General features: G+C 62.7%; 11 protein-coding genes. 7 read left to right on the forward strand and 4 right to left on the reverse strand.

Features of this window, described 5'->3' with window-relative positions; genetic code table 11:
- Positions 1-157: 157 nt before the first annotated feature.
- Entirely contained in the window at positions 158-1,348 is a 1,191-nt protein-coding gene (carA, locus tag AC1RM7_RS10770) for a glutamine-hydrolyzing carbamoyl-phosphate synthase small subunit (RefSeq protein ID WP_006022111.1), read from the forward strand.
- A 19-nt stretch (positions 1,349-1,367) separates the two neighbouring features.
- Here the strand turns inward: carA and AC1RM7_RS10775 are convergent, their stop codons facing one another.
- Both AC1RM7_RS10775 and AC1RM7_RS10780 read right to left on the reverse strand, forming a co-directional pair.
- The gene (locus AC1RM7_RS10775; RefSeq protein WP_024919928.1) at positions 1,368-2,915 is read right to left on the reverse strand and encodes a cation:proton antiporter; all 1,548 of its coding nucleotides are present in this window, start codon (positions 2,913-2,915) and stop codon (positions 1,368-1,370) included.
- Positions 2,916-3,040: 125 nt separating this feature from the next.
- Complete coding sequence (locus AC1RM7_RS10780) at positions 3,041-3,565, reverse strand: Dps family protein (protein WP_024919927.1); 525 nt, start codon at positions 3,563-3,565, stop codon at positions 3,041-3,043.
- Positions 3,566-3,735: 170 nt separating this feature from the next.
- On the opposite strand from AC1RM7_RS10780, the gene AC1RM7_RS10785 reads away from it, so the two are divergent.
- The 5 genes from AC1RM7_RS10785 (at position 3,736) to AC1RM7_RS10805 (ending at position 9,690) form a co-directional block, all read left to right on the forward strand.
- Positions 3,736-4,458, forward strand: a complete 723-nt coding sequence (locus tag AC1RM7_RS10785; protein ID WP_024919926.1) for a class I SAM-dependent methyltransferase — start codon at positions 3,736-3,738, stop codon at positions 4,456-4,458.
- Positions 4,459-4,623: 165 nt separating this feature from the next.
- Complete coding sequence (carB, locus tag AC1RM7_RS10790; RefSeq protein ID WP_024919925.1) at positions 4,624-8,088, forward strand: carbamoyl-phosphate synthase large subunit; 3,465 nt, start codon at positions 4,624-4,626, stop codon at positions 8,086-8,088.
- Positions 8,089-8,259: 171 nt separating this feature from the next.
- On the forward strand, positions 8,260-8,736 hold the full coding sequence (greA, locus tag AC1RM7_RS10795) for a transcription elongation factor GreA (RefSeq protein ID WP_006022116.1): 477 nt from the start codon (positions 8,260-8,262) through the stop codon (positions 8,734-8,736).
- 106 nt (positions 8,737-8,842) lie between these two features.
- Positions 8,843-9,127 (forward strand): hypothetical protein, encoded by a 285-nt coding sequence (locus tag AC1RM7_RS10800; RefSeq protein WP_024919924.1) that lies wholly within the window; start codon positions 8,843-8,845, stop codon positions 9,125-9,127.
- 158 nt (positions 9,128-9,285) lie between these two features.
- On the forward strand, positions 9,286-9,690 hold the full coding sequence (locus AC1RM7_RS10805) for a DoxX family protein (RefSeq protein WP_006022118.1): 405 nt from the start codon (positions 9,286-9,288) through the stop codon (positions 9,688-9,690).
- A gap of 29 nt (positions 9,691-9,719) precedes the next feature.
- On the opposite strand, the gene AC1RM7_RS10810 is transcribed toward AC1RM7_RS10805, so the two are convergent.
- Positions 9,720-10,478, reverse strand: a complete 759-nt coding sequence (locus tag AC1RM7_RS10810) for a sulfite exporter TauE/SafE family protein (RefSeq protein ID WP_024919923.1) — start codon at positions 10,476-10,478, stop codon at positions 9,720-9,722.
- 126 nt (positions 10,479-10,604) lie between these two features.
- On the reverse strand, positions 10,605-11,087 hold the full coding sequence (locus AC1RM7_RS10815) for an Lrp/AsnC family transcriptional regulator (protein WP_024919922.1): 483 nt from the start codon (positions 11,085-11,087) through the stop codon (positions 10,605-10,607).
- A 269-nt stretch (positions 11,088-11,356) separates the two neighbouring features.
- On the opposite strand from AC1RM7_RS10815, the gene trxB reads away from it, so the two are divergent.
- Positions 11,357-12,322 carry a thioredoxin-disulfide reductase gene (trxB, locus tag AC1RM7_RS10820; RefSeq protein ID WP_024574329.1) on the forward strand — a complete coding sequence of 322 codons (966 nt, stop codon included), beginning with the start codon at positions 11,357-11,359 and terminating at the stop codon, positions 12,320-12,322.
- Position 12,323: the final 1 nt, after the last annotated feature.

Here is a 12,323-nt window from a genome sequence, read left to right on the forward strand (position 1 = left end):
TTACCGCGGTACATCGTGTCGCCGGGTGACCGCGTGGAGGCGCAGATTAGGGTTCTCTTGACACCTGTCAATTTTTCCAGAAAACGCCAAAAAACCTGATGAAATATACCTGTTCCGCCTTTGACGCGCCGCGGCACAGGGGTTATGTGATGGGCTTATGACCACATCAGATAACTCCTCAGCCTGGCCGGACCTCAAACCGACCGCGCTCCTCGTGCTCGCCGATGGCACCGTGCTGGAAGGCTTCGGCCTCGGTGCGGAAGGCCAGGCCGTCGGCGAAGTCTGCTTCAATACGGCGATGACCGGTTATGAGGAAATCCTCACCGATCCGTCCTACGCCGGGCAGCTCATCACCTTCACATTTCCGCATATCGGGAATGTCGGCACCAACGATGAAGACATCGAAACGGTGAACATGGCGGCAACGCCGGGCGCACGCGGCGTGATCCTGCGCGCGGGCATCACCGATCCGTCGAACTATCGCGCCGCCAAGCATCTCGATGCATGGCTGAAGGCGCGCGGCATCATCGGCCTGTCGGGCATCGACACGCGCGCGCTGACCGCGCTGATCCGCAGCAAGGGCATGCCCAACGCCGTGATCGCCCACAACAAGGACGGCAAGTTCGATCTGCACGGCCTCAAGGAAGAAGCGCGCGAATGGCCCGGCCTCGAGGGCATGGACCTCGTGCCGATGGTGACCAGCACCCAGCGCTTCAACTGGGACGAAACGCCGTGGGAGTGGAACAATGGTTTCGGCAAGCAGGACAAGCCGGAATTCAATGTCGTCGCCATAGACTACGGCATCAAGCGCAACATCCTGCGTCTGCTGGCGGGCGAAGGCTGCAAGGTCACGGTCGTCACCGCGAAGACCTCCGCCGAAGACATTCTGGCGATGAAGCCGGACGGCGTGTTCCTGTCGAACGGCCCCGGCGATCCGGCGGCGACCGGCGAATACGCCGTGCCTGTCATCAAGAAGGTGATCGAGTCCGGAACGCCGACCTTCGGCATTTGCCTCGGCCACCAGATGCTCGGCCTCGCCGTCGGCGGCAAGACCATGAAGATGCATCAGGGCCATCACGGCGCCAATCATCCAGTGAAGGACCTCACCACCGGCAAGGTCGAGATCACGTCGATGAACCACGGCTTCGCGGTGGACAAGACCACGCTGCCAACGAACGTCACGCAGACGCATATCTCGCTGTTCGACGACTCGAACTGCGGCATCGCTCTGGACGACAAGCCGGTGTTCTCGGTGCAGTACCACCCCGAGGCGTCACCCGGCCCGCGCGACTCGCACTATCTGTTCAAGCGGTTCGCCGACCTGATGCGCGAGAAGAAGCGGGCTTAGTTCGCAAGCCCGCTTCGCCTTACGGCTTTGCCGCGCTGAGTTCGGCCCAGTCGAACTCCTCTTCCAGCCGGTGAAACGCGTCATCGCCGATTTCACCGGAATCGCGCATTTCGAACAGCACACGTCGCGCGGCATCGATCGCCTGCAACCGCAAAGGATCGGCAGGCAGTTCGCTCGACATCAGACCATCCGGATTGCTTTCGGCCTGATCGAGCAACTGGCGGTATTCAAGCCGCAGCAGTTCCGCCTCTGGCGAGGTGTTGCCGTCGATCGCTTCCAGCGCTGCATGCAAGGCCGCGCGGCGCGCCCAGCCGATCTCCTGACCGACCGGATCGCCGTCATCCAGCGCAAACCAGTCGATCAGCGGCCGCAGCGTCAGCCCCTGAATGACGAGCGTGCCCAGCACCACCCCGAAGGCGGTGAGCAGGATCAGATCGCGATAGGGAAAGCCCACCGGCAGGGCGAAGGCAGCCGCGAGCGTGACAATACCGCGCATCCCGCACCACGAGATCAACAGGCTGCTCTTGACCGATGGAACGTCGGATTTCCGCTTCGGGTTGTAGCCGTAGCGCAGGAGCTTCGCGCGCACGACGGTGATGTAACACATCATCCAGACAATCCGCACCACGATCACGGTCACCAGCACGATGCCGGCGACGATGCAGTACTGCTGGCGGACCGACCCGTCGCCCAGCCCGCTCCAGATCGGCCGCAACTGCATTCCGATCAGCACGAACGCCATCACATTGAGAAGAAAGACGACCGTTTCCCACACCGCATAGGACGGCACGCGCATTCGCGCCGAGGTGAGCATCGGCACGCTGCGTGAGATGACGATGGCATAGACCACGATGGTCAGAATGGCCGACAGTTGCAGCTTCTCGGCGATGATCCAGACGACAAACGTTGTCGCGAACTGCATGATGATCGCGGTTGGCACGTCGGAGATCCGCGTCAGCAGCGGCATCACCACCCGCGCCAGCACATAGCCGGCGACGACACTGCCGATCAGCGACAGCGTGAGCGCCGGGGCGATGCTCTCCAGACTCAATGATGACGCCATCGCTGCGCCGACGGCGATACGATAGATCAGCAGCGCGCTGGCATCGTTGAGCAGGCTTTCGCCCTCCAGAATCTTCTGGATGCGGTAAGGCAGCCGGACACTGCGCAGGATCGCCGTCGCGGCGGCGGCGTCCGGCGGCGCAACGATGGCGCCGAGCGCGACCGCCGCGGCCCACGGCATCTCCGGCACGAACCAGCGCACCACGACGGCGACAGCCACGGTGGTGACACCGACCGCAGCCACCACCAGCATGGCGACCGGAAGCCAGTTGTCCCGCAGATCGCGGGTGGACGTGTCGAACGCCGCATCGAGCAGCACCGGCGCGACGAACAGCGCCAGCGCCAGATCCGGCTCAAGCGTCCAGTTGGGTGAACTGGGCAGGAACGCAATCGCGATGCCGCCGAGCGCCAGAAAGGTCGGGTAAGGCACCCCAAGACGCCGCGCCAGGCCCGACAGCAGCATGGCGCCCATCAACAGGCCGATCAGCCATTCGAATGCGTGCAAGAAACGTCTCCACCCCGCCCCGCGAAAGCGGGACACCTTATTAGCATGGGCCGAAGACAGATCGGAATGAAACAAAACGCCCGCTGCGAGGCGGGCGTTTTTCCAGAGCGCGACGTTTTTGGAAATCAGGCTTCGTTGCCGCCTTCCTGACGGCTGGCCTCGAACAGGAACCAGGTGCGCCGTTCGGTTTCGTCGATGAAGTTCTCGAGAATGCTGGCGGAGGCCACATCCTCGGCGTCGTCGCAGATCTTGTGCGCCTTGCGCATCGCGGCGGCGACCTTCTTGTTGTCGTTCATGAGTTCGCGCAGCATCTCGCGCGGCGGCACGAACTTCTCGTCATTGTCCTTGATGGTCTGCAGCTTGGCGATGTTGCCGATGGAGCGGATGGTACTGCCGCCGATCTTGCGGACACGCTCCGCCAGCACATCGGTGGTCGCGAAAATCTGATCGGACTGTTCGTCCAGCAGCAGGTGATAGTCGCGGAAATGCCGCCCGCTGATGTGCCAGTGGAAGTTCTTGGTCTTCAGATAGAGCGCGAAGGCATCGGCCAGAAGCGTGTTGAGGGCGGCAGACACCTTGGCCACGTCTGCGGTGTCGAGGTCGGTGGGCGTATCGAGATCGGGGGAAACGCTGGTCCTGGTTTTGCTCACGGCGGGGCCTTCCTGCTAGGAGATACAGATCGGGCGATGGACAGGGATCGCCAGACCTTCTAACGCCTCCCTGTACCCGCCAGTTCCCGCATGGGAACATCTCATTTTGATGCATGATTCCTGAAAACCGGCTTCCCGCTTTCAGGATCCATGCCAATCCGGACAGGCCGATGGACGACTGGATCGACTATTACGATTCAACGCATACGATTTATGTCAGCAAGCTGCACCGCGACGTGCATTTTCGCGTCATCGCCAGTGATATTCTCGCGTATGTGCCCTCGCCCGACGCCGTCGTGCTCGATTATTCCTGCGGCGAGGCGCTGTCCGCCGCGCAGGTCGCCGCCGCCTGTCAGAAACTTATTCTTGCCGAGCCCGCGCCCGGTGTGCGCGGGCGGCTCACCGCCCGCTTCGGCCCGAACCCGAAAATCGAGGTCCGCTCCCTCGACGACCTCCAGCAATTGCCGAACGGTTCTGTCGATCTCGCGGTGATGATTTCGGTCGCGCAGTACATGACGCCGGCCGAACTCGACCGCGCCTTCGGCCTGATGCGCCGCATCCTGAAGCCGGGCGGCAAGCTCGTGCTCGGCGACATCCTGCGGCCGGAGGTCGGCGCCGCCACCGACGTGATCGCGCTGCTTAAACTTGCCGCCAAAAACGGCTTCCTGACCGATGCGCTGTGGGGCCTCGCGCGCACGGCGCTGTCGGATTACTGGCAGTTGCGCCAGAGCATCGGGCTGCAACGCTACGGCGAAACGGAGATGATGGCGAAGCTGAAGGCCGCGGGTTTTTCGCCTTCGCGGGCCAAAACCAATGTCGGCTACAACCCGGCCCGCATGACCTTCGTGGCGACGGCGCCGGACATGGCGAGCAAAAAGCCCGAAACTGCATAAAAATGCCGGTTAATTGCGGCCTTAAAAGCCTTTCACCGCTCGGGAATCTGGTCTAAAGACACCCCCGCGCGCATGGCCCCCCAAGCGCCGGGTTCAAAGGACGCGCGAACGCGCGCCCTTTTTTTATGCCCAAATTCCTGCTCGGCTTCCTGCCCGTGAGACTTAATGCCTAAAAGAACCGACATCTCGACGATCCTCATCATCGGCGCTGGCCCCATCGTGATCGGCCAGGCCTGCGAATTCGATTATTCCGGCACCCAGGCGGTCAAGACGCTCCGCGAAGAGGGCTACCGGATCGTCCTGGTCAATTCCAATCCGGCCACCATCATGACGGACCCGGAACTGGCGGATGCGACCTATATCGAGCCGATCACGCCGGAAATCGTCGCCAAGATCATCGAGAAGGAACGCCATGTCCTTCCCGGCGGCTTCGCGCTGCTGCCGACCATGGGCGGCCAGACCGCGCTGAACTGCGCGCTGTCGCTGCGCCGTCAGGGCACGCTGGAGAAATTCGACGTGGAGATGATCGGCGCCACCGCCGACGCCATCGACAAGGCCGAAGACCGCCAGCTGTTCCGCGAGGCGATGACCAAGATCGGCCTCGAGACGCCGAAGTCGCGGCTCGCCAATGCCTCGGCGCTGAAGAAGCAGTATCGCGACGAGTATCTCGCCCAGAAGGAAAAGCTCTCCGGCGAGGCGCTGGCAGAACATGAGCGCCAGTGGGTGCTGCATGAAGGCGACCGCCGCAAGCGCTATCAGGAATACGCGCTCGGCCAGGCCATGATGGCGCTGTCCGAAATCGGCCTGCCCGCGATCATCCGTCCGTCCTTCACCATGGGCGGCACCGGCGGCGGTATCGCCTACAACCGCGAGGAATTTCTCGACATCATCGAGCGCGGCCTCGACGCCTCGCCGACCAACGAAGTGCTGATCGAGGAGTCGGTGCTCGGCTGGAAAGAGTACGAGATGGAAGTTGTCCGCGACAAGAAGGACAACTGCATCATCGTCTGCTCGATCGAGAATCTCGATCCGATGGGCGTGCACACCGGCGACTCGATCACCGTCGCCCCTGCCCTGACGCTGACCGACAAGGAATACCAGATCATGCGCGACGCCTCGCTGGCGGTGCTGCGCGAGATCGGCGTCGAGACCGGCGGATCGAACGTGCAGTTCGGCGTCAATCCGGCGGACGGCCGCATGGTCGTCATTGAAATGAATCCGCGCGTGTCGCGCTCGTCTGCGCTGGCCTCGAAGGCCACCGGCTTTCCGATTGCGAAAGTCGCGGCCAAGCTCGCAGTCGGCTATACGCTGGACGAAATCGCCAACGACATCACCGGCGGCGCGACGCCGGCGTCGTTCGAGCCGACCATCGATTACGTGGTCACCAAGATTCCGCGCTTCGCGTTCGAGAAATTCCCCGGCGCCTCCACCACCCTGACCACCTCGATGAAGTCGGTCGGCGAAGTGATGGCGATCGGCCGTACCTTCCAGGAGAGCATGCAGAAGGCGCTACGCGGACTGGAAACCGGTCTCACCGGCCTCGACGAAATCGAAATCGAAGGCCTCGGCCAGAGCGACGACAAGAATGCGGTGCGCGCTGCGCTCGGCACGCCGACGCCCGACCGGCTGTTGCAGGTCGCGCAGGCGATGCGGCTCGGCTGGACCAATGAAGAGATCTTCGCCTCGTGCAAGATCGACCCGTGGTTCCTCGCCGAAATGCGCGGCATCGTGGAGATGGAAGACAAGGTCAAGAAGCACGGCCTGCCCGGCAACGCCCATGGCATGCGCACGCTGAAGGCGATGGGCTTCTCCGACGCGCGCCTGGCGGTGCTGGCCGGCAAGACCGAGGCCGAAGTGAAGTCACTGCGGCGGGCCATGAACGTGCGTCCGGTGTTCAAGCGCATCGACACCTGCGCCGCCGAATTCGCCTCGCCGACCGCCTACATGTATTCGACCTATGAAGCCCCGTTCGCCGGCAAGGCCGCGGACGAAAGCGCCCCGTCGGACAAGAACAAGGTCATCATCCTCGGCGGCGGTCCGAACCGGATCGGCCAGGGCATCGAGTTCGACTATTGCTGCTGCCACGCCTGCTTCGCGCTGCATGACGCCGGCTATGAGACCATCATGGTCAACTGCAATCCGGAAACCGTGTCGACCGACTACGACACCGCGGACCGGCTCTACTTCGAGCCGCTGACCGCCGAGGACGTGCTGGAGATCATCGACACCGAGCGCAGCAACGGCAAGCTCCACGGCGTCATCGTGCAGTTCGGCGGCCAGACCCCGCTGAAGCTCGCGCATGCGCTGCAAGCCGCCGAGGTGCCGATCCTCGGCACCTCGCCCGACGCCATCGACCTTGCCGAAGACCGCGACCGTTTCAAGCGCGTGCTCGACAAGCTGCGCCTGAAGCAGCCCAAGAACGGCATCGCCTATTCGGTCGAGCAGGCGCGCCTCGTGGCCGCTGATCTCGGTCTGCCGCTGGTCGTGCGTCCGTCCTATGTGCTCGGCGGCCGCGCCATGCAGATCATCCGCGAAGAGTTCCAGCTCGGTGATTACCTGCTCGGCACCCTGCCCGAGCTGGTGCCCGCCGACGTCAAGGCACGGTATCCCAACGACAAGACCGGCCAGATCAACACGGTGCTCGGCAAGAACCCGCTGCTGTTCGACCGCTATCTGTCCGACGCGACCGAAGTCGATGTCGACTGCCTGTGCGACGGCAAGGACACCTTCGTCGTCGGCATCATGGAGCACATCGAGGAAGCCGGCATTCACTCCGGCGACTCGGCCTGCTCGCTGCCGCCGCATTCGCTCGAGCCTGCGGTGATCGCCGAACTCGAACGCCAGACCCGCGAACTCGCGCTCGGCCTCGATGTCGTCGGCCTGATGAACGTGCAGTACGCCATCAAGGACGGCGAGATCTACGTGCTAGAGGTCAATCCGCGCGCATCGCGCACCGTTCCGTTCGTCGCCAAGGTGGTCGGCATTCCGGTCGCCAAGATCGCCGCCCGCATCATGGCCGGCGAGAAGCTCGCCGATTTCAAGCTGAAGCCGCGCAAGCTCGACCATGTCGGCGTCAAGGAATCCGTGTTCCCGTTCGCGCGCTTCCCCGGCGTCGACACCGTGCTCGGACCGGAAATGAAATCGACCGGCGAGGTCATGGGCATCGATCGCTCCTTCGCCGTCGCCTTCGCCAAGAGCCAGCTCGGGGGCGGCACACGCGTGCCGCGCAAGGGAACCGTGTTCGTGTCGGTGCGCGAAACCGACAAGGCGCGCATCCTCGACGCGGTGAAACTGCTGAGTTCGCTCGGCTTCAAGGTGATCGCCACCTCGGGCACCCAGCGTTTCCTGGTGGAGAACGGAGTACCGGCGGAAAAGATCAACAAGGTGCTGGAAGGCCGCCCGCACATTGTTGACGCAATTACCAACGGCGAGGTGCAACTCGTTTTCAATACCACCGAGGGGCCACAGGCGCTGGCTGACAGCCGCTCGTTGCGACGCGCTGCCCTCTTGCATAAAGTGCCATATTACACCACTCTTTCAGGTGCACTGGCGGCCGCGCAGGGCATCCGCGCCTATCTGGGCGGGGACCTCGAGGTCCGTACCCTGCAAGGTTACTTTCCCGATCTCTGAATTGTTAGCCGCTTAGCTTGGCCGGCATAGTATAAAGTGGGACTTGCGGCGGGAACCGCCCGCCGCGGCGATGTTCCTTTTGTCCCCCAGCGGCCGGTTGCCAACGGGATCACATCGAAACGTTTCGCGGCCACGGCAGCGCCGCCCGCGAAACTGAAGGACGACGACGAAATGGTTGAAAAGGTACCGATGACCCAGAGCGGCTACGCCGCACTGGAAGTTGAACTGAAGCAGCGCCAGTCGGTGGATCGCCCGCGCATCGTCGAGCAGATCGCCGAAGCGCGTTCGCACGGCGACCTGTCGGAAAACGCCGAGTATCACGCCGCGAAGGAAGCGCAATCGCATAACGAGGGCCGCATCGCGGAGATCGAGGACAAGCTCGCGCGCGCCGACATCATCGACGTATCGAAGCTCTCCGGCGACACCATCAAGTTCGGCGCGACCGTCACCTTGATCGACGAGGACACCGAGAAGAAGGCGGTCTGGCAGATCGTCGGCGAACCCGAAGCGGACGCCAAGAAGGGCCGCATCTCGATCACCTCGCCGCTCGCGCGCGCGCTGATCGGCAAGAAGAAGGGCGCGTCGGTCGAAGTCGTCGCACCGGGCGGCGCCAAGGCTTACGAGATCACCAAGGTGGACTGGAAGTAATCTGCCTGTTTGCAGCAACGCTATTCAACGAAAATGGCCGGGACACCCCGGCCATTTGCTTTTGTTTTGCTGTAAGGTTGAGGTGTTGGCAGCAATGAGACACGCGATGCAGCGCTTCCGCCCGACAATGCTGATGCTGGCCGTTGCGCTGACTGCCGCAACCGGCGCGCATGCCGCCGAGATCGAGATCCCGCCGCCCGGCAAACCGAAAGAACTGTCGGTCTACGTCAACCAGCCGAACTGCATGCGCTGGACCGACGACTGCGTGAACTGTACGCGCGGCGCCGACGGCAAAGGGCCGACCTGCTCCAACATCGGGTTTGCCTGTCAGCCCAAGGCGATCCGCTGCGTTGGCACGGACATTCCGCAGAGCGAGCCGGAGAAGAAGTAGCGGTTTCCAGCCGGAAACCAGGGCACACGCGCAACACTGCGCTTTGCGAATTATTCCGGATCGGCCCACGAAATCGTCATTGAGTCGGGCGTGGACCGTCTTTCACTTGGCCGGACGGCGCGATAACAAAGTGTGTGGAATTAAACAGGGGGATTTCCATGGACTTCAGATTTCTCGCGCCGTACCAGCCGCAGCTTCTCAGTGTGCTGCGCATCATCACCGGCCTGCTGCTGTTTCAGTACGGCGTGGCCAAGATCTTCAAGTTTCCAGTGCTGCCTTACTTCGCCAACATCCCGCCGTTGATCGTCGCTGCCGGCACGATCGAACTCATCCTTGGCGCGCTGTTGATCGTCGGATTGTTTACACGACTGACCGCCTTCATTCTCTCAGGCCAAATGGCGTTCGCGTATTTCCTCGGTCACATGTTCAAGAGCGGCGCGCCGGTCTGGCATCCGCTGAACAACGGTGGCACCGCGGCGATCCTGTTCTGCTTCGTCTGTCTCTATCTGGCGAGCGCTGGTGCAGGCCCATGGAGCGTCGACGCCTCGCGCGGCAAGGCCTGATCTCTCAAACCGTCAGAACATGACTCCGGTCATGTCCTGAGAAAGAACACGACAGTCAAAACCGCGCCGACGGCCATCACCGCGGCGCGGATTATCTTTTCCGGCACCCGGCGCGCGAGCGTGACGCCGTAATATCCGCCGACGGCGGACGCGGCGATCGTCACCAGCGCCTGCGGCCAGTGTACAAGACCGCCGGCGATCAGCAGCGCCGCCGACATGATCTGAATCAGAAATGCGACAACAAGTTTGGTCGCGTTGGCCTTGTGAAAATTGCCGCTTTCGAGGATGGCCAATGCCGCGAGCATCATGATGCCGGTGCCGGCTCCGAAGAATCCGCCATAGATCGCGACCACCATCATCAGCCCGTAGGCTGCGATCCGTGCGCCCGCATGCTGTCCGCGCGACCAGGGTTCGACAAAGGTCCGGATCTGGTTGCTGAACGCGAACAGCAAGGTGGCCAGCAACAGCAGCCACGGCACCAGCGGACGGAAACCGCCATCGCCGATCCAGATCAGCAAAAGCGCACCTGCGCCTCCACCAATCAATCCGATGATCGCGAACGGAATCATCTCGCGGAAATAGCTGCGGACTTCGGAGCGATAGGCCGCGACGCTGGTCAGGTTGCTGGGGGTCAAAGCAACTGCGCTGGTGGCGTTGGCATCGAGCGTCGGCAGTCCGCAGGCGACGAGCGCTGCAAAGGTAATGAACGTGCCGCCACCGGCGACAGCATTGACGGTGCCGGCGGCGAATCCCGCCACCGCCAGCACAACGATCTGAAATAAAGTCACGTCAGCCCCATTACGCAATTGCCGGGGTAGCGCCCGGCCCTCAGCTTTTAGAGACTCGCGCTGCGCGGGAGAATGCCTCCGCGCTGATGAGGCACCATGCCGAAACGCGCACTCTGCCGGGGCGCTTCAGTTGTGCGGAACTTTCAGTTCGAGCGGGACATCCGGCGCGTTCTTGGAGTTGTGCAGCACCAGCGAGGTTCGCACGTTGCGCACATGGGGCGCGGCGGTGAGATGCGAGACGAAGTTCTGGAAGGTCGCCATGTCCGGCGCGACGCATTTCAGGATGAAATCGATCTCGCCCGATAGCATCCAGCATTCGCGTACCAGCGGCTCGTGGCGGACAAATTCCTCGAACGCGCGCAGGTCCGCGTCGGCCTGGCTGGACAGATGCACCGAGGCGAACACCGTGACGTCGAAACCGAGGGAAGGCGGGTCCAGCAGCCCGCGGTAACCGCGGATATAGCCCTCCTCCTCCAGGGTGCGGACCCGGCGCAGACAGGGCGGCGGCGAAATGCCCACCCGCTTGGCCAGTTCGACATTGGTGATTCGGCCATCAGCCTGAATCTCATTGAGTATTTTCAGGTCGATTTCGTCGAGGCTCTTTGACACGGACACCTAATCCCCTGGCGACCGGATATTTCCGGCCTTTTGCAAAACTGTTCTAGCCAGCGGCACGGCTTCGCGCAATTTTATTTCGCGCCATATGCTATCTCATGGCTAGCTGGGGAAAATTTCATGATAGGGGTTGCATATCTTGCATAGCTCGCAGGATGGCCTACATTCGGAACTGATACTTTTAACGCCCCAGCGATGCCTTTGCGGGCATTTCTCGCCTCTTCGCTGATCAATCCATGCAACAAACTCCTAAGGGTCGGGCTATGGCCGCTCCTATTCATGCCAAGGTTGTCATCATCGGTTCGGGACCGGCGGGTTACACCGCCGCGATTTACGCCGCACGCGCCATGCTCGAGCCCGTGCTGATCCAGGGCATTCAGCCCGGCGGCCAGCTCACCATCACCACCGACGTCGAGAACTATCCGGGATTTGCCGACGTCATCCAGGGCCCCTGGCTGATGGAGCAGATGGAGAAGCAGGCGGCGCATGTCGGCACCAAGATCGTCACCGACCATGTCAACAAGCTCGAACTGGGCCAGCGTCCGTTCCGCATTTCCACCGACAGCGGCGACGTCTATCTGGCTGACACGGTGATCCTCGCCACCGGCGCGCAGGCGCGCTGGCTCGGACTGCCTTTCGAGGAGAAGTTCAAGGGCTTCGGCGTCTCGGCCTGCGCCACCTGCGACGGCTTCTTCTACCGCAACAAGGAAGTGTTCGTGGTCGGCGGGGGCAACACCGCCGTCGAGGAAGCGCTGTTCCTGACCAACTTCGCCTCGCAGGTCACGCTGGTTCACCGCCGCAACAGCCTGCGCGCGGAGCGCATTCTGCAGGACCGCCTGTTCAAGCACCCGAAGATCAAGGTGATCTGGGACAGCGAAGTCGCGGATATCCGCGGCCAGGACAATCCCTCCAAGGTGACCCACGTCGTCCTGAAAAACATCAAGAGCGGCGCGGTGACCGAACACGCCGCCGACGGCGTCTTCGTCGCCATCGGCCATGCGCCGGCGACCGAGCTCGTCGCCGGCCAGCTCAAACTGAAGCCCTCCGGCTATATCGAGATCGCACCGCATTCCACGGCGACCTCGGTGCCCGGCGTCTTCGCCGCGGGCGACGTCGCGGATGAAACCTATCGCCAGGCCGTGACGGCTGCGGGCCTCGGCTGTATGGCGGCGCTGGAAGCGGAACGCTTCCTGGCGCACAGCGCCACCGAACGCGCAGCGGCGGAGTGAC

It is taken from the genome of Afipia sp. GW822-FHT03D08 (assembly GCF_058801645.1).

Excerpts from the sequence above, each read along its gene's own strand:
- carA (WP_006022111.1), top strand. The coding sequence starts at position 158 with ATGACCACATCAGATAACTCCTCAGCCTGGCCGGACCTCAAACCGACC.
- AC1RM7_RS10785 (WP_024919926.1), top strand. The coding sequence starts at position 3,736 with ATGGACGACTGGATCGACTATTACGATTCAACGCATACGATTTATGTC.
- carB (WP_024919925.1), top strand. The coding sequence starts at position 4,624 with ATGCCTAAAAGAACCGACATCTCGACGATCCTCATCATCGGCGCTGGC.
- greA (WP_006022116.1), top strand. The coding sequence starts at position 8,260 with ATGGTTGAAAAGGTACCGATGACCCAGAGCGGCTACGCCGCACTGGAA.
- AC1RM7_RS10800 (WP_024919924.1), top strand. The coding sequence starts at position 8,843 with ATGCAGCGCTTCCGCCCGACAATGCTGATGCTGGCCGTTGCGCTGACT.
- AC1RM7_RS10805 (WP_006022118.1), top strand. The coding sequence starts at position 9,286 with ATGGACTTCAGATTTCTCGCGCCGTACCAGCCGCAGCTTCTCAGTGTG.
- trxB (WP_024574329.1), top strand. The coding sequence starts at position 11,357 with ATGGCCGCTCCTATTCATGCCAAGGTTGTCATCATCGGTTCGGGACCG.